Annotated in this window: 14 protein-coding genes; 5 read left to right on the top strand and 9 right to left on the bottom strand. The window is 74.8% G+C overall.

Going from position 1 to position 16816, the window contains the following annotated elements; translation table 11 throughout:
* Positions 1-17 precede the first annotated feature (17 nt).
* On the bottom strand, positions 18-1436 hold the full coding sequence (locus E9565_RS06475; RefSeq protein ID WP_236834352.1) for an amidase: 1419 nt from the start codon (positions 1434-1436) through the stop codon (positions 18-20).
* Between the two features lie 63 nt (positions 1437-1499).
* Between E9565_RS06475 and E9565_RS06470 the strand changes: the two genes are divergently transcribed.
* On the top strand, positions 1500-3209 hold the full coding sequence (locus tag E9565_RS06470) for a DEAD/DEAH box helicase (RefSeq protein WP_236825469.1): 1710 nt from the start codon (positions 1500-1502) through the stop codon (positions 3207-3209).
* A gap of 12 nt (positions 3210-3221) precedes the next feature.
* Here E9565_RS06470 and E9565_RS06465 read toward each other — a convergent pair whose 3' ends face one another.
* From E9565_RS06465 to E9565_RS06455, 3 genes are all read right to left on the bottom strand, one after another.
* Complete coding sequence (locus tag E9565_RS06465; RefSeq protein ID WP_236834351.1) at positions 3222-5822, bottom strand: SpoIIE family protein phosphatase; 2601 nt, start codon at positions 5820-5822, stop codon at positions 3222-3224.
* A gap of 140 nt (positions 5823-5962) precedes the next feature.
* On the bottom strand, positions 5963-6709 hold the full coding sequence (gene yaaA / locus E9565_RS06460) for a peroxide stress protein YaaA (RefSeq protein ID WP_236825467.1): 747 nt from the start codon (positions 6707-6709) through the stop codon (positions 5963-5965).
* 30 nt (positions 6710-6739) lie between these two features.
* Entirely contained in the window at positions 6740-7543 is an 804-nt protein-coding gene (locus E9565_RS06455; protein WP_236825466.1) for an exodeoxyribonuclease III, read from the bottom strand.
* A gap of 134 nt (positions 7544-7677) precedes the next feature.
* Between E9565_RS06455 and E9565_RS23135 the strand changes: the two genes are divergently transcribed.
* Together E9565_RS23135 and E9565_RS06445 are read left to right on the top strand one after the other, a co-directional pair.
* Positions 7678-9201 carry an LCP family protein gene (locus E9565_RS23135; protein WP_236834350.1) on the top strand — a complete coding sequence of 508 codons (1524 nt, stop codon included), beginning with the start codon at positions 7678-7680 and terminating at the stop codon, positions 9199-9201.
* Positions 9202-9245: 44 nt separating this feature from the next.
* Positions 9246-9764 carry a GNAT family N-acetyltransferase gene (locus E9565_RS06445; protein ID WP_236825464.1) on the top strand — a complete coding sequence of 173 codons (519 nt, stop codon included), beginning with the start codon at positions 9246-9248 and terminating at the stop codon, positions 9762-9764.
* A 10-nt stretch (positions 9765-9774) separates the two neighbouring features.
* Here the strand turns inward: E9565_RS06445 and E9565_RS06440 are convergent, their stop codons facing one another.
* A complete protein-coding gene (locus tag E9565_RS06440; RefSeq protein ID WP_236825463.1) occupies positions 9775-10725 on the bottom strand; it encodes an acyl-ACP desaturase in 951 nt (316 codons plus the stop codon).
* Between the two features lie 137 nt (positions 10726-10862).
* On the opposite strand from E9565_RS06440, the gene E9565_RS06435 reads away from it, so the two are divergent.
* Both E9565_RS06435 and E9565_RS06430 read left to right on the top strand, forming a co-directional pair.
* Positions 10863-11078 (top strand): hypothetical protein, encoded by a 216-nt coding sequence (locus E9565_RS06435; protein WP_236825462.1) that lies wholly within the window; start codon positions 10863-10865, stop codon positions 11076-11078.
* Between the two features lie 72 nt (positions 11079-11150).
* Positions 11151-11351, top strand: coding sequence for a hypothetical protein (locus E9565_RS06430; RefSeq protein WP_236834349.1), 201 nt, complete (start codon positions 11151-11153; stop codon positions 11349-11351).
* A gap of 19 nt (positions 11352-11370) precedes the next feature.
* Here the strand turns inward: E9565_RS06430 and E9565_RS06425 are convergent, their stop codons facing one another.
* The 4 genes from E9565_RS06425 to E9565_RS06410 all read right to left on the bottom strand — a co-directional run bounded on the left by E9565_RS06425 (position 11371) and on the right by E9565_RS06410 (position 16801).
* Positions 11371-12582 carry an acyl-CoA dehydrogenase family protein gene (locus E9565_RS06425; RefSeq protein ID WP_236825460.1) on the bottom strand — a complete coding sequence of 404 codons (1212 nt, stop codon included), beginning with the start codon at positions 12580-12582 and terminating at the stop codon, positions 11371-11373.
* Between the two features lie 145 nt (positions 12583-12727).
* The gene (locus tag E9565_RS06420) at positions 12728-13171 is read right to left on the bottom strand and encodes a DUF4383 domain-containing protein (RefSeq protein WP_236825459.1); all 444 of its coding nucleotides are present in this window, start codon (positions 13169-13171) and stop codon (positions 12728-12730) included.
* A gap of 145 nt (positions 13172-13316) precedes the next feature.
* Positions 13317-14972 (bottom strand): carbamoyltransferase C-terminal domain-containing protein, encoded by a 1656-nt coding sequence (locus tag E9565_RS06415; RefSeq protein ID WP_236825458.1) that lies wholly within the window; start codon positions 14970-14972, stop codon positions 13317-13319.
* A gap of 116 nt (positions 14973-15088) precedes the next feature.
* Positions 15089-16801, bottom strand: a complete 1713-nt coding sequence (locus tag E9565_RS06410) for an ATP-dependent DNA helicase RecQ (RefSeq protein ID WP_236825457.1) — start codon at positions 16799-16801, stop codon at positions 15089-15091.
* Positions 16802-16816: the final 15 nt, after the last annotated feature.

Raw genomic sequence — 16816 nt, 5'->3', positions numbered from 1 at the left:
GAGAGCCGTAGAACGGGTCAGAGGGGCGGGCGGCGCTCACCGAAGCGGGTCGCCTGCTCGAAGGCGTGGCCCACCTCCAGCACCCGGCGGTCGGCCCGCGGGGGGCCGATCACCTGCAGCCCGACCGGCAGCCCGTCGGGGGTGAAGCCGCCCGGCACCGACAGCGCAGGGCAGCCGGTCGCGGAGACGACCGTGCACGAGCGCATCCACTCCAGGTAGTTCTCCTGGTGGACGCCGGCGATCTCGGTCGGGTACTCGACCTCCACCGGGAAGGGGAGCACCTGCGTGGTGGGCGCGAGCAGCACGTCGTACCGCTCGAAGAAGGCGACCACCCGCTCGTAGAGCTTCGTGTGCAGCTGCTCGGCGCGGGCCAGGTCCGCCCCGGTGAGCTCGGCACCGAGCTCGGCGTTCCAGCGGATCGACGCCTTCACCTGGTCGGGGTGGCGGGCCGCGAGCTCGCTGAACGCGGCGTCGAACAGCCACGCCCGCAGGGTGCCGAAGACCTCGTCCGCGCCGGAGAGGTCGGGGCAGGCCTCCTCCACCGTGGCGCCCAGCGACTCGAAGACGGCGACCGACGGCGCGAGGACGGCGGTGACGGCCGGGTCCACGGTCACCTGCCCACCCAGGTCCGGCGCCCACGCGACGCGGAGGCCGTCGAGGCGCTCGGGCAGCGGCGCGGCGAAGCCGGACGGGTCGTCGGAGAGCGCGATCGGCACCCGCGGGTCGGGGCCGGCGATCACCGAGAGCTGCAGCGCGACGTCGGCGACCGTGCGGCCCATCGGGCCCTGCACCGACAGCTGCGACCACGCCATCGGGGCGGGCCACGTGGGCACCCGGCCCGGGGTGGGCCGCAGCCCGACGACGTTGCAGAACGCGGCCGGGTTGCGCAGCGACCCGCCCATGTCGCTGCCCTCGGCGACCGGCACGAACCCGGCCGCCAGGGCCGCCGCCGCCCCACCGCTGGAGCCGCCCGCGGAGAGCCCGTGCCGGTAGGGGTTGTGCGTCACGCCGAAGACGGGGTTGAAGGTGTGCGAGCCGGCCGCGAACTCGGGCACGTTGGTCTTGCCCACCCGGACCGCCCCGGCCCCGACCAGGCGGGCCACCACCAGCTCGTCGGCGTCCGGCACGGTCTCCGCGTGCAGCGGTGACCCCCAGGTGGTGCGCATACCGCCGGTGGCGTGGGTGTCCTTGTGGGCGACCGGCAGCCCGTGCAGGGGGCCGAGCGGCCGGCCGGCGGCCTGGGCGGCGTCGGCGGCGTCCGCGGCCGCCCTGGCCCCTTCGGCGTCCAGGGTGACGACGGCGTTCACCTGCGGGTCCAGCCGCTCGATGCGGCGCAGGTGCGCCTCCAGCAGCTCGCGCGCCGACACCTCGCGGTCGCGGACCAGCGCGGCGAGCTCGGTCGCGGGACGGGTGCAGAGGTCGTCGTCGGCGGTCACCCCGGCAGCCTGCCAGAAGCCCGGGCGCGCGTCGTCGCCGGCCGGGGGGAACGATGGACCGCGATGACCGAGGACCACGCCCCCGCCGGCGACCCCACCCTCGAGGGCGCCACCTTCGACGAGCTCGGCCTGCGCCCGGAGCTGCTGCGGGCGCTCTCCGCCCTCGGCTACGAGGAGCCCACGCCCATCCAGCAGCAGGCGATCCCGCCGCTGGCCGAGGGGCGCGACCTCCTGGGCCAGGCCGCCACCGGCACCGGCAAGACCGCCGCCTTCTCGCTGCCCGTGCTGCAGCGGATGCCCGCCCACCGCACCGAGCGCCCGCCGGTGGCGCTGGTGCTGGTGCCCACCCGGGAGCTCGCCGTGCAGGTGTCGGAGGCGCTGCACCGCTACGGCCGCGACCTCGGCGCCCGCGTGCTGCCGGTCTACGGCGGCGCCCCGATCGTGCGGCAGCTGCGCTCGCTGGAGTCGGGTGTCGACGTCGTCGTCGCCACCCCCGGCCGGGCCCTCGACCTGCTCAACCGGGGCGCGCTGCGCCTCGACGGGATCGCCACCGTCGTGCTCGACGAGGCCGACGAGATGCTCGACATGGGCTTCGCCGAGGACCTGGAGGCGATCCTCGACGCGACGCCGGAGCAGCGGCAGACGGTGCTCTTCTCGGCGACCATGCCGCGCCGGCTGGACGCGCTGGCGCGCCGCCACCTCTCCGACCCGGTGCGGATCACCATCGCCCGGGAGCGGGCGGCGCCGGGGACCGCGCCCCGCATCCGGCAGACCGCCTACGTGGTGCCCCGCGGCGCCAAGCCGGCCGCGCTGGGCCGGATCCTCGACGTCGAGGCGCCGACGGCGGCGATCGTGTTCTGCCGCACCCGCGAGGAGGTGGACTCGCTCACCGAGACGCTCAACGGCCGCGGCTACCGGGCCGAGGCGCTGCACGGCGGCATGAGCCAGGAGCAGCGCGACCGGGTCATGGGGCGGCTGCGCGGGGGGACGGCGGAGCTGCTGGTGGCCACCGACGTCGCGGCGCGCGGGCTGGACGTCGAGACGCTCACCCACGTCGTCAACTACGACGTCCCCTCGGCACCGGAGTCCTACGTCCACCGCATCGGCCGGGTGGGCCGGGCCGGCCGCGAGGGCGTGGCGATCACCCTCGCCGAGCCCCGCGAGCACCGGATGCTCAAGACCATCGAGCGGGTCGCCGGCGCGCCGATCCCCGTGGAGAAGGTGCCCACGGTCGCCGACCTCCGGGCCCGCCGGCTCGACCTCACGCGGGCCGCGCTGCGGGAGAGCCTGCTCACCGACGACCTGGACCGCTTCCGCGTCGTCGTCGAGACCCTCACCGACGAGTTCGACCTCGTCGAGGTCGCGCTCGCAGCGGTGAAGCTCGCCCACGAGGCGACCGGCCCGGTGGACGACGACGAGGAGATCCCGCAGGTCTCCTTCCGCCCCGAGCGGGACGGCGGGCGGGCCGGTGGCGGACGCGACGGCGGCCGGCGCGACGAACGGCCCGGCCGGCCCGCGGGACGGCCCGGCGGCCCGGCCGCCCGGCTCTTCGTGGGAGTGGGCCGGGACGCCGGCATCCGCCCGGGCGACCTGGTCGGCGCCATCACGGGAGAGACCGGGCTCACCGGGCGCGACGTCGGGTCGATCGAGATCCACCAGCGGTTCGCCCTGGTCGAGGTGCCCGAGGCGGCCGCCGACGAGGTCGTGCAGGCGCTGCGGGCCACGATGATCAAGGGGCGCAAGGCCCAGGTGCGGCGCGACCGCGGCCGCTGACCGGCGCGCGGCTCAGCCCTGGGCCGGGTCCCGCGGCACGGTGGGGGGCACGCGGGCCGGTCCGGCCTCGGGCGGCCGGGGCCGGTCCTGCCGGTGCAGCCGGACGGCGACCAGCGCGACGTCGTCCTCGGGGTGGCCGTGCACCAGCCGGTCGAGCAGCTCGTCGAGCAGGTCCTCCAGCGGCAGGTCGGCGAGCTCGACCACCGCCGAGCGCAGCCGCTGGATGCCCTCGTCGAGGTCGGAGTCGCGGCGCTCGACGAGGCCGTCGGTGTAGAGGATGACCGTCGAGCCGCGCTCCAGCGTGGCGACCGACTCGCGCCGCTGCGTGCCGGGGTCGACGCCCAGCAGCAGGTCACCGGTCCACTCGCCGAGCTCGGCCACCTGGCCCGCCGGGGTGAGGATCAGCGGCGGCAGGTGCCCGGCGTTGGCCCAGCGCAGGCGCGTGACGCCCTGCTGCACCTCGTCGGGCGTCTGCTCCAGCCGGGCCACCGCGGCGGTGGCCATGGTGGTGATCTGCAGCGTCGTCATCGAGGCGTCCAGCCCACGGAGCACCTCGCCCGGGCCCGCGTCGCTGTAGGTGGCGACCCCGCGCAGCAGCCCGCGGAGCTGCCCCATGGCCGCCGCGGCCTCGGTGTCGTGCCCGACGACGTCGCCGATCACCAGCATCGTCGCGCCCCCGGGCTGCAGGAAGGCGTCGTACCAGTCGCCGCCGACCCGGGCGGCCTCCGCGGCGGGGAGGTAGCGCACCGCGATCTCGGCGTGGTCGGGCTCGGGCGGCTCGGTGAGCAGGCTGCGCTGCAGGCCCTCGGCGAGCTGCTGCTGGGCGTTGTAGAGGCGGCCGTTGTCCAGCGCCAGCCCGGCGCGGTCGGCCACCTCCTGCGCGGTGACGAGGTCCTCGGCACGGGTCGGGGTGGCCCGGGAGTAGTAGACGGTGAGCAGGCCGAGCGTGCGGTTGCGCCCCCGCATGGGCAGGACGACGGCCTCGCGCGGATCGAGGCGGGTCAGCAGGTCGCGGGACTCGCCCGGGGGCAGCATGTCCAGCACCGCGGAGCCCAGGCTGCGCCGCTGCTCCCCGGTGCGCAGCGAGACGGCGGCGGGGGAGTCCGGCGGCATGGTGTCCAGCCGGACCTCCGTGTAGCGCTCCAGGACCGGGCGCAGCTCCGGGTCGGCGTGCCACGAGCCGACGTCGCGGGCGCGCCCGTCGCCGTCCACGATCGTGACGATGCAGAAGTCGGCGAGCGCCGGGACGACGAGCTGGGGCAGGTGCTGCATCGCGCCGTGCTGGTCCAGCGGGCCGGCGAGGCCGGCGCTGACGCTGGCCAGCAGGGCGAGCCGTTGCGCCACCCGCTCGGCCTCCTCCTGCACCCGCCGCCGCTCGGTCACCTCGAGGAAGTACACCGAGAGGCCGTCGGGGCTGGGCCAGGCCCGGAGCTCGTACCAGCCGTCCAGCGGTGCGGGGTAGTAGGCGTCGAACGCGACCGGCTCGCCGGTGCGGACCGCCTCGCGGTAGCGGTCCTCGAAGACGCTGTTCACCGCGTCCGGGAAGGCTTCCCAGAGCTCCCGTCCCAGCAGCTCGTCCCGGGTGGTCTGCAGCAGCTTCTCGGCCACCGCGTTGACGTAGGTGAACCGCCAGTCGCGGTCGAGGCTGTAGAAGCCGGCGGGCATGGCCTCGAGCACCCGGGTGACCAGGCTGGCCTCCTCCCGCTCGCCCGTCACGTCGTAGGCGGTGCCGAGAATGCGGGTGGTGCGCCCCTCCCCGTCGACCAGCGCGCGGCCGCGGGCGTGGATCCAGCGGGTCTCGCCGTCCGGGCGCACGATGCGGTAGGTGGCGTCGTACTCGCCGCCGGTGTCGACGGCCTGCTGCAGCGCCTCGCCGACCCACTCGGCGTCCTCGGGGTGCAGGCGCGCGTTGAAGGCGTCGATGGTGCGCCCGAAGTCGTCGCTGCCGTAGCCGAACATCGCGATGAGCTGTTCGTCCCAGGCCAGCTCACCGGTCGACTGGTCCCAGTCCCAGGTGCCGACGCCGCCGGCCCCGGTGGCCAGCTCCCACCGGATGCGGTCGTCCTCGGACCGGCGCAGCAGCGCCGCGAGCTGCAGCTCGGTCATCACCGAGGCGGCGAGCTGGCGCAGCGTCGCGATCTCCGAGCTCGCCCAGGGGCGCGGTTCCGGGTCGAAGACGCAGAGCGCGCCGACGGGTGTGCCCGCGGAGTCGGAGAGCACGGTGCCGAGGTAGGAGCCCACGACGCCGGCCCGCACCGGCGGGAGGTCGCGCACGCGCTCGTCGGCCCGGGCATCGGGGACCACGAGGGCCTCACCGGCGGGCAGGGCCGCGGTGACGGTGCAGAGGGACTCCTCGAGCGGCCCGGTGGTGCCGACGGCCGCCGCGCCGGTCCCCGCGGCGACGAGCTGGACGTCGAGGAGGAGCGAGACCTGGCTGCCGCTGGTACCGAGCAGGCGGGCGGCGAGCTCGGCGAGCCGGTCCAGCCCGGGGCGCTCCGCGGTCGGCAGGATGCGGCGGGCGGCCTCGACCCGGGTGGGGTCCAGCCTGAGCTCGGCTGCGGACCGCTCGCCGAGGCTCGGTCCCGCGTCGACCGTGCGGTCCGTTCCGTCCACCGAAGCCTTCCTGCCCGGCGGTCGCCGGATGCGAGATGCCCGGGCGCCGCGTGGTTCGGGTGCGCCGGGTCCCAGCAGTTATGTCACGGCGGGCAGGTTGCGTGCAACCAACCGCCGGGCCGAGCCGGGAGAGATGGGCCTCAGTGGGCGGGCACGACCAGGGTCAACGCCGTCCCGCCGTCGTGTTCCACGTGGAACCCCGCCCGCCTCAGCAGACCCCTCAGTCGCACCACGTCGCCCGGCTCGGCCGTGGTGGTGGCGAGCACGCGGGCGAGCCTCCCCTTGTGCGCCTTGTTGAAGTGGCTGACGACGGCTCGCGTGCCGTCGGGCCGCTCGCTCAGCACGGTCACGGTGACCGCGCCGGGGGCCGGGGCGAGCGCCGCGTAGGAGCCGCTGCGCAGGTCGACGACGAGCCCCTCGACGTCGGCCAGCACCGGCCCGAGCGCGGGCCTCCACAGGGCGCGGAGGGTGGGCAGCCCGGGCAGGGCGGAGCCGGCCGACAGGCGGTACGCCGGGATGCCGTCGCCGCCCGCCACCAGGCCGAAGAGCGCCGACCCGACGGCGAGCCGCCGGTCGGCCCGGGCCCGCTGGGCGCGGGTGAGCGACCGCACGTCCAGCGCGTCGTAGAGGACGCCGGTGTACCGCTCGAGGGCCGGGAGAGTGGCCGCGGTGAACAGCGCGGCGTTGCGGGTGATCTCGTCGTCCTGCTTCGGCGACAGGCCCAGGGCGGCGCGGGAGGCCGGGACGTCGCCGGAGAGGTCCACCAGCGCTCCGGCGAGGCGCGCGCGGACCGGCGTCAGCTCGGGCGCGGTGAGCTCGTCGAGGTCGAGCGGCGGGCCCTCGCCCCCGGGCGCCTTGGTCTCCGACGGGGGCAGCAGCACGAGCACGGGGAGCCAGCTTAGGCAGCCGGCGCCGCGTCACTCCGCGAGGTCGACCACCACCGGGGCGTGGTCGCTGGCGCCCTTGCCCTTGCGCTCCTCGCGGTCGATGAACGCGCGGTCGACCCGGGCGGCCAGGGCCGGGGAGCCCAGCACGAAGTCGATCCGCATGCCCTCACGCCGGGGGAAGCGCAGCTGGGTGTAGTCCCAGTAGGTGTAGACGCCCGGGCCCGGCGCGTGCGGGCGCACCACGTCGGCGTACCCGGCGTCGACCACCGCCTGGAACGCCGCCCGTTCCGGCGCGGAGACGTGCGTGGACCGGCTGAACACCGACATGTCCCAGACGTCGTCGTCCTGCGGGGCGATGTTCCAGTCGCCGACGAGGGCCACCTGCGCGGCCGGGTCCTCGGCGAGCCAGCCCGCGGCGGTGCCCCGCAGCGCGGCCAGCCACTCCAGCTTGTAGGCGTAGTGCGGATCTTCCAGCGTCCGGCCGTTGGGCACGTACAGGCTCCACACGCGCACCCCGCCGCAGGTGGCGCCCAGGGCGCGGGCCTCCGCGCTGGGCGCCACCCCCTCCTTCGCCGACCACGACGGCATCCCGGCGAAGCCGGTGGTCACGTCGTCGAGGCCGACCCGGGACAGGATCGCGACGCCGTTCCACTGCGAGTGGCCGACGTGCGCGACCTCGTAGCCGAGTGCGCCGAACACCATCTCGGGGAACTGGTCGTCCCGGCACTTGGTCTCCTGGAGCGCCAGGACGTCGACGTCGTGCCGCTGCAGGAAGGCGGCGACGCGGTCGGCGCGGGTGCGGATCGAGTTGACGTTCCAGGTGGCCAGTCGCACGCCGCGGAGCTTACGGAGCAGCCCCGACGGCGAGCGGCCCGGCGCCGGCCCCCCGGGTCGCCGGATCGGGCGGTCCCGACCGGGTGGTCCGCCGTCGGCGCCCCCACCTGGCCGAACAGTGGGAGCATGGCCCGGTGAGCGGGTACGGGGACGCGGGCGCACGCCCACCGGCGCAGGGGCAGCGGCGCGGCTTCGGCGCCGCCCTGGGCTGGACGGCCCTGGGGGCGCTCGTGCCCGGGACCGCGTTCCTGGCGGCCGGCCGGCGGCGGCTCGGCGCGGCGGTGCTCGCCGTCTTCCTCCTGCTCGTCGCGGGCGGGCTGTGGCTGGCCACCGCCGGGCAGCAGGTCGCCGCGCGCACCCTCGTCGACACCGACGTGCTGCTGTGGGCGACGGTGGGCGTCGGCCTGCTGGCCGCCCTGTGGATCGCCGTCGTCGTCGCCGGTTACCGGGTGCTGGTGCCCCGGGGCACCTCACGCGGGCGGCACGTCGTGGGCGGTGCCGTCGTGGCGCTGCTGGCCGCCGCGATCGCCGCCCCGGCGGTCTTCGCCGGGCACCTGGCCACGACGTCGCGCGACCTCATCGCCGGGGTCTTCGACGACGAGCGCGAGTCGGCCACCGTGGACGCGGACGAGGAGGACACCGCCGAGCTCTTCGGCGGCCGGGACCGGGTGAACGTCCTGCTGCTCGGGGGCGACGGCGGGGAGGGCCGCGAGGGCGTGCGCACCGACACCGTCATCGTGGCCAGCACCGACGTCGAGACCGGCGAGACCGTCCTGGTCAGCCTCCCCCGCAACCTGCAGGACCTGCCCTTCCCCGAGGACAGCCCGCTCGGCGAGCTCTACCCCGACGGCTTCGACGCCGGCAGCGAGAGCGAGAGCCTGCTCAACGCCGTCTACCGCAACGGCCCCGCCTGGTACCCCGACGCCCTGGGCCCCACCGACGACCCGGGCGCCGACTTCCTGAAGCTGGGGGTCGGGGAGGCCCTCGGGCTGCGGATCGACTACTTCGTGCTGGTCAACCTCGAGGGCTTCAGCCGGCTGGTCGACGCGCTCGACGGCGTCACGGTGAACGTGAACTACTACGTCCCGGTCAACGGCAACCCGAGCACCGGGGAGCTGCCCGACGACTACATCGCGCCCGGCCGGGACGTCCGGATGGACGGCACCACCGCGCTGGACTTCGCCCGGGGCCGGTTCGGGCTCAGCGACTACGACCGGATGGAGCGGCAGCGCTGCACGATCTCCGCGATCGTCGACGCCGCCGACCCGGTCACCCTGCTGCAGCGCTACCAGCAGCTCGCCGCGACCACCGAGGACATCGTCAGCACCGACATCCCGCGGACGCGGCTGGACGACTTCGTGGACCTGGCGTTCCGCGTGAAGGACGCCGAGATCCGCAGCGTCGTCCTCGACCCCCCGGTGATCGACCCCGCCTACCCCGACTACGACGCCATCCGGCAGCTCGTCCAGGACGCCATCGACCCGCCCGTGCCCGTGCCCGCGGCGGCGACCCAGCCGCCGGCGGACGTGGCCGACGCCCCGGAGGCCCCGGAGCCGGCGGCGGGGCCGGCCACCGATGTCGCCGACGCCTGCGCCTACGACCCGGAGCGGGCGGCGGAGGCCCGCGCCGCCGGGGAGCCGCCGACCAAGCAGGGCTGAGGCCCGCGTCGAGCCCGGTCCGGGGCGGGGCGGAGAATGCCCGTGTGCCCGCCGCCGTCGTCCGCCCCGTCTCCACCGTCGACGACGCGCTGCGCGCCGAGCTGCTGCGCTGCTGGATCGACGTGACCAACGCCGGCGGCGCGGTCGGCTTCGTGCCGCCGGTCACCGGGGACGACGTCGTCCCGCTGCTGGACAAGCTGCTGGAGGGCGTCCACTCGGGCCGGGACGTGCTCGCCCTGCTGGAGGTGGACGGGGAGACCGCCGGGTTCGCCAGCGTCGTCGGCTCGCTGAGCCCGCTGCGCCGGCACTGGGGGACCGTGCTCCGGGTGCAGGTGCACCCCTCGCGCCAGGGGCAGGGCCTGGGCCGCGTGCTCATGGACGGCGTGCACCGGATCGCCCGCGACCGGGGCTGGGAGTTCCTGCACCTGACCGCCCGCGGGGGCACCGGGGTGGACGAGTTCTACAAGGGGCTGGGCTACGTCGAGGTGGGCCGGCTGCCCGGCGCGATCCGCGTGGCGCCGGGCGACGACCGCGACGAGATCGTGATGGCCTGCCCGCTCTGACGGCCTGCGGTCACACCTGGACCGGGGTCTCCCCCCGGGCCGCCATGCGGGCGCGCAGCCGCTCCCGGCTCTCCACGAAGCGGGTGGCCTCGGCGTCCAGCCCGGCCAGGAACGCGGCCAGCTGCTCGCGGGCCTGCTCGCCCTCGGGCCCGAGGTCGGTGCGCTCGAAGACCTTCCAGGTGCGCAGGATCGGGCTGACCACCTCGTCGTGGTGCAGGCGCAGGTCGTAGATGCCGGCCTTCGCGATGATCGTCGAGTTCTTCCGGAAGTTCGCCATGTTCGCGCCCGGCATCTCGAAGGTCATGACCTCCTTGGCGACGGCCTTCATCATCTCGTCCGGGTCGATGTCGAACGCCGCCGTCACCAGGTTCCGGTAGAAGATCATGTGCAGGTTCTCGTCGGTGGCGATGCGGGCCAGCAGCTTGTCGGCGACCGGGTCGCCGGTGGCGCGGCCGGTGTTGCGGTGGGAGACGCGCGTGGCCAGCTCCTGGAACGAGACGTAGGCGACGGCCTCCAGCGGGGTCTTGTCCCCGGAGTCGTAGCCGGTGGTCATGTAGTCCATCCGGGCCCGCTCGAGCTCGACTGGGTCGACGCCGCGGGTCACCACGAGGTAGTCGCGCAGCGCGACCCCGTGCCGGCCCTCCTCCGCCGTCCAGCGGCCCACCCACTGGCCCCAGGCGCCGTCCCGGCCGAACCGGGTGGCGATCTCGCGGTGGTAGCTGGGCAGGTTGTCCTCGGTCAGCAGGTTGACGAACATGGCCGCCTTGGCCGTCGCGTCCAGCCGGGACTGCTCCGGGGACCAGTCCTCCCCGCCGAGGAAGGCGAAGTTCCGCCCCTCGTCCCAGGGGACGTAGTCGTGCGGGTGCCACTCCTTCGCCATCCGGATGTGCCGGTCGAGGTTCTCGGCGACGACGGGCTCGAGCTCGATGAGCACGGCTGCCTGCGGGGACGTCTGCGACACGGGGACCTCCGGGGTCGGCTCGGCCTGCCTGCGTCGCACCGTACGCCGCCTGGACCCGGCCGGCGGCCCGACGCGGCATCCTGGTGCGCCCCCTCACCGCACGCGGGCCGCGGCGCCCGGTTTGGCAGGCTGGGGGCATGACCGACCCGGCTCCCGGCACCCCCGCCCCGCGCAACGCCCGCCGGGAGCGGCTCGTCGGGCTGTTCGTGCTCGGTGTCGCGCTGGTGCTGCTGGTCTCCACCCCCACCTGGTTCGCCAGCGACCAGAGCGGCGTCGCGATCGCGCAGCTGGCCGTGGCCGTGGTGCTCGCGGCCGCGGGCGCCTGGCTGGTGCGGCGCGCCGGCCGGGGGTGAGCTGCGCCCGCCGTTGCGGGGAGCGGTGACCCGCAGCACACTCCCTGCCCAGGAGCGGCGAGGGAGGAACCGGTGGAGCTGGACAAGCAGGAGCTGGTGCGCGTGCTGCGCACCGAGGGGGACAACGACACGGCGGAGAAGGTCGAGCAGCGGTTGCCCGACCGCATCGACACCGACCGCGACGGCGACGCGCTCGCCGAGGTGGGGCTGGACCGGACCCAGCTGATGGCCAAGCTCGCCGGGGGCGGCTTCGGGACGACGCTGACGCCCTGAGCCGCCCCTCGGCGCCGGCTCAGCCGGTGAAGGGGCGCTCGCGCGCGAGCTCCTCCTTGGCGACGCCGCGGATGTGCACCGCGTCCGGGCCGTCGACGATGCGCAGCGTGCGGGCGCTGGCGTAGAAGCGGGCCAGCACGGTGTCGTTGCTGACGCCGGCGCCGCCGTGCACCTGGATCGCGCGGTCGATGACGTCGAGGGCGACCCTGGGTGCGGCGACCTTGATCGCGGAGATCTCCGTGCGGGCGCCCTTGGCCCCGTACTTGTCGATCAGGTCCGCCGTCTTCAGCACGTAGAGGCGCGCCTGGTCGATCTCGATGCGGGACAGGGCGATCGCCTCGCGGACGGTGCCCTGGTCGGCCAGCGGGCGCCCGAACGCGACCCGGTTCTTGCTCCGCTCCACCATCAGCGCCAGCGCCCGCTCGGCCATGCCGATGGCGCGCATGCAGTGGTGGATGCGTCCGGGGCCCAGCCGGGCCTGAGCGATCATGAAGCCGTCGCCCTCGCCGGAGAGGATGTTGCTGACCGGCACGCGGACGTCGGTGAACCGCAGCTCCGAGTGGCCGTGCTGGTCCTGGTACCCGAAGACCGGCAGGTGCCGGATGATCTCCAGGCCCGGGGTGTCGCGGGGGACGAGCACCATCGACTGCTGGCGGTGCGGCGGGCCGTCGGGGTCGGTCTTGCCCATGACGATGAAGATCTGGCAGCGCGGGTCGGCGGCGCCGGAGGTCCACCACTTGCGGCCGTTGATCACGTACTCGTCGCCGTCGCGGACGATCGAGGTCTGGATGTTGCGGGCGTCGGAGCTGGCGACGTCGGGCTCGGTCATCGCGAACCCGGAGCGGATCTCGCCCTCCAGCAGCGGGTTCAGCCAGCGCTCCTTGTGCTCGGGGGTGCCGAACAGCATGAGCGTCTCCATGTTGCCGGTGTCCGGCGCGCCCACGTTCATCGACTCGGGGGCGATGACGGGGGACCAGCCGGTGATCTCGGCGACGGAGGCGTACTCGAGGTTGGTGAGCCCGCCCACCTCGTGGTGGAAGAGGTTCCACAGGCCGCGCTTGCGCGCCTCCGCCTTGAGCTCCTCGAGGATCGGCGGGTGCTCGTGGTCGTCGTGACCGCGCTCCGCGCGCCAGGCGTCGTACACCGGCTCGGCGGGGAACACGTGCTCCCGCATGAAGTCCCACGCGCGTGCGCAGACGTCCTCGGCCTTGGCGGAGAGAGCGAAGTCCATGCCCGGCAACGTAGCGCCGGACGTGACGGCCGTCGCATCGGGGGTGCCGGGTGCCCGGAGAAGCGCGGAGCCGGGCCCCGCCGTCCTCGGGGACGACGGGACCCGGCTCCGCGGTGCGGCCCCGTCCGGGGCCCGCCCGAGCTGCTCAGACGCGGGTGCGGCCCTCGACGGCGCGCTTCACCGGGCCCAGCGCGATGACCAGGCCGGCCAGGGCGCTGACCAGGTGCAGCCAGTTGTCGGCCCAGTTCAGGCTCAGGAAGTCCCAGTCCTGGTCGACGGCGAAGAGGCCGTAGACGAAGGCCGCGCCGTACCCGATGGCCAGCAGCCAGCCGTAGGTCCGGGCGCCGCTCAGCGTCCGGAACAGCGCCAGGCCCGCCGCACCGATCAGGATGTGCACGATGTTGTGGAACGGGTTGACCTCGAACCCGAGGATGGTCTCCCCGGTGTCGTGCGCGAAGAAGTCGTCGAACCCGGTGACGAAGAATCCGACGATCCCGACGAGCAGATAGACGGCCCCGATGACCGCCGCGAGCATCTGCGGCCAGGTCAGGCCCCGGTCCGCGCCGGTGTTACCGCGGGTTGCAGACATGATGTCCTCCCATAGTCGTCCGGCCTGCCAGGTGCTTGACAGGTCACTGCCAGGGAGCCGTTACCCGTGGCAGGGCCCGGGTAACGGCCGCCACCCGTGCGCGCGACCGGCGTTGCCGAACCGATACGCGGCCGGCCCGCCCGGCTCAGCCCTGGCCGGGGCGGGGGGTGGCCTGCGACCGGCGGACGACGAACGGGCCGATCGCCAGCAGGTCGACCGGGGCGGAGCCGAAGCACTCCAGGGCGTCCCGCGGGTCGTCGACCATCGGGCGGCCGGCGGTGTTCAGGCTGGTGTTCACCACCACCGGCAGCCCGGTCCGCCGCTCGAAGGCGGAGATCATCCGGTGCACCAGCGGCTCGTCCGCCGGGTCGATGGTCTGGATCCGCGCCGTGCCGTCGACGTGGGTGACCGTGGGGATGCGGTCGCGCCACTCCTCGGCGACGTCGTGGACGAAGAGCATGTACGGCGAGGGGATCGGCCCGCGGCTGAAGATCTCCGGCGCGCGCTCCAGCAGCACCATCGGGGCGACGGGGCGGAACTGCTCGCGGCCCTTGACGTCGTTCATCCGCTCGAGGTTGGCCTCGAAGCCGGGGTGGGCGAGCAGCGAGCGGTGGCCCAGCGCGCGGGGGCCGTACTCGCTGCGGCCCTGGAACCAGGCGACGATGCCGTTGTCGGCGAGCACCTCGGCGACGGCCTCGGCGACGTCGTCGGGGCGCTCGTAGGTGATCGCGGCCGTCTGCAGGACCCGCTCGATCTCGGCGTCGCTCCAGCCGCGGCCGAGGTCTGCGCCGGCCATCGGCTCGGTGCGCTCGCCCAGTTCGGCGGCGACGTGCAGGGCCGCGCCCAGCGCCGTGCCCGCGTCGCCGGCGGCCGGCTGCACCCACACCTGCTCGAACGGGCTCTCGGCCAGGATGCGGGTGTTGGCCACGCAGTTCAGCGCGGTGCCGCCGGCCATGGTGAGCGTCTTCTCGCCGGTCTGCTCGTGCACCCAGCGGGCGAGGTCGACCAGCACCTCCTCCAGGCGGGTCTGCACGCTGGCGGCGAGGTCGGCATGCGCCTCGGTCCAGTCGTCCCCCTTGCGCAGGCGGGGTGCGAACTCGGCGAAGTCGATCCGCTCGGTGCGGAAGCCGCCGTCGTCGGTGGCGCGGATGAGCTCGGACAGCTCGCCGAGGAAGCGCGGCTTGCCGTAGGAGGCCATCGCCATGACCTTGAACTCGTCGGAGCTGCGCAGGAAGCCCAGGTGGTCGGTGAGCTCCTCGTACATGAGGCCGAGGGAGTGGGGGAGCGCCTGGCCGGCGAGCACCTCCAGCTGCCCGTCGACGTAGCGGCCGGCGAGGTGGCTGTGCGCCTCGCCGCGGCCGTCGAGGACGAGCACCGCGTTGTCGCGCTGGGGAGCGGCCTTCCCGGCGGAGGCGGCGTGCGCGACGTGGTGCTTCACGAAGCGCACCTTCGCCGGGTCCAGGCCGGGGAGGGCGTGGGCGAGGAAGTCCGGCGCCATCTCGGCGTACTTCTTGCGCATGGTGTCGCCGTCGTCGAACAGGCCGGAGTCCTCGGGCGTGCCCATCAGCGCGGGGTCGAAGGAGTAGGCGACGGCGTCGAGCTCCTCGGGGCGGACGCCGGCGTGCTCGAGGCACCACGCGGCCGAGAGCTCGGGCAGCTCCCACGCGCTCCACGGCAGCGGGCGCTTGCCGTGCTTGCGGCGGCTGAACCGCTCCTCCTCCGCGGCGGCCACGACCCGGCCGTCGACGACCAGCGCCGCCGCGGGGTCGTGGTAGATCGCGTTGATGCCGAGGACCTTCACGCGTGCACTCCTTCTCCCGGGTCCGTGCCCTGTCTGCTCCAGGCGCCTCGACCCGCTCTCCTGCTGGTGATCATGGGTGGGTTCGGCCGGTCCCGCAGGTCGAGGCGGGTGGCCGGTCAGCTCCGCGGGCGGAGCAGGTCGTGCTCGACGACCGCGGCCAGGCCGAGGGTCTTGTAGCCGACCTCGTCGAACAGCACGGTGAGCCGGTCGTCCTCGACCCGCATGACGACGCCGGGGCCCCACTCGGTGTGCTGGACCGGTGTCTCCACGGGGAAGGGCGTGTCGTCGGGCTCGGTGGCGACGTGCTCGCGGGCGGTGCCGGCCGAGCAGTTGTCGCAGTTGCCGCACGGCTCGTCGAGCTGCTCGCCGAAGTAGCCGAGGAGGAACTGGCGGCGGCACTCGGTGGTCTCGGCGTAGCCGCGCATCATCTCCACGCGGGACTGGTCGACCTTCTCGTGGTGCTCGGCGAGCTCGCGGGCCTGCGCGGCCGCCTCCCCGGGCGGCGGGGCGCCGTCGGCGGGGTGGGCCGCGCCGTCCTCGTCCAGCACGACGGCCGAGACCTGCTCGAGCAGGTTGAGGTCGCGCACCAGCGGGGTGGCGGCGCGACCGGTCTCCTCCCGGAGGGCCTTGACGTCGACGCCGTCGTCGATGCCCGCCGCGGCGGCGGCCTGCACGAGGCCCGCGACCTGCTGCAGCTCCTCCTCGGCGGGGGCGCCGGCGGCGAAGAACCGGCGCAGCCCGAGGTCCTCCTGTCGGTAGACCAGGAGGGCGAGGGCCGGGTCGCCGTCGCGACCGGCCCGGCCGATCTCCTGGTAGTAGCTGTCCACGGAATCGGCCGGCTCGGCGTGGACGACGAACCGGGTGCCGGGCTTGTCGATGCCCATGCCGAACGCGGTGGTGGCGACGACGACGTCCAGCTCGTCGTCCATCCAGGCGCGCTGGGTCTCCTCGCGGTCGGACTTCTTGAGCCCCGCGTGGTAGGGGTGCGTGCGCAGCCCGCGGTCGGCGAGGGCGGCGGCGATCTCCTCGGTGCCCTTGCGGGTGGCGCTGTAGACGATGCCGGGGCCGCGCCCCTCGCCGACCTCGGTGAGCACCCGCTCCAGGACGGCGTCCTGCTTGCTCCGCGCGTCGGCGTGCTGGTCCACCTCCAGCCGGATCTCCGGCCGGTCGAACCCGGCGACGACGACCTCGGGCTCGCGCATGCCGAGCTGCTCGACGATCTCGGCGCGCACGGGCGGGGCGGCCGTGGCGGTGAGCGCCAGCACCGTCGGGTGGCCCAGCTGCTCGATCACGGTGCCCAGGCGCAGGTAGTCGGGGCGGAAGTCGTGGCCCCAGGCGGAGACGCAGTGGGCCTCGTCGACGACGAACAGGGCGGGCTCGGCGGCTGCGATCACGTCGACGACCTCGGGCTTGGCCAGCTGCTCCGGGGCGAGGAAGAGGAAGCGGACCGTTCCGTCCCGCAGCCCGTCGAGGGCCTCCTGCTGGTCCCCGGCCGAGAGGGCGGAGTTCAGCTGCGCCGCGCCACCGGCGTCGTCGGCCAGCTCGGTGAGCCGCTCGACCTGGTCGCGCTGCAGGGCGATGAGCGGGGAGACGACCAGCACCGGCCCGTCCAGCAGCTGGCCGGCGACCTGGTAGATCGCCGTCTTGCCGGCGCCCGACGGCAGCACGGCGAGGGTGTCGCGGCCGCTGACCACGGACTGCATGGCCCGCTCCTGGCCGGGGCGGAACTCCTCGTAGCCGAGGACCTCGCGGGCGAACTCGCGGATGCGGCGGGTGCGGACGGAGGCGCTGGCGCCGGCGGGGTTGTCCCGCTCGGAGGAGGGAGGCACCGGCTGCCTCTCCCC

The sequence above is a fragment of the Blastococcus sp. KM273129 genome, from assembly GCF_021698995.1.
Taxonomy (GTDB): domain Bacteria; phylum Actinomycetota; class Actinomycetes; order Mycobacteriales; family Geodermatophilaceae; genus Blastococcus.
This window is presented reverse-complemented; position numbering and strand designations above follow the sequence as displayed.

What these genes read in the sequence shown, in the direction of transcription:
- E9565_RS06425 (WP_236825460.1), bottom strand. Translation starts at nt 12,582, where the DNA reads ATGGACTTCGCTCTCTCCGCCAAGGCCGAGGACGTCTGCGCACGCGCG.
- E9565_RS06470 (WP_236825469.1), top strand. Translation starts at nt 1,500, where the DNA reads ATGACCGAGGACCACGCCCCCGCCGGCGACCCCACCCTCGAGGGCGCC.
- E9565_RS06435 (WP_236825462.1), top strand. Translation starts at nt 10,863, where the DNA reads ATGACCGACCCGGCTCCCGGCACCCCCGCCCCGCGCAACGCCCGCCGG.
- E9565_RS06420 (WP_236825459.1), bottom strand. Translation starts at nt 13,171, where the DNA reads ATGTCTGCAACCCGCGGTAACACCGGCGCGGACCGGGGCCTGACCTGG.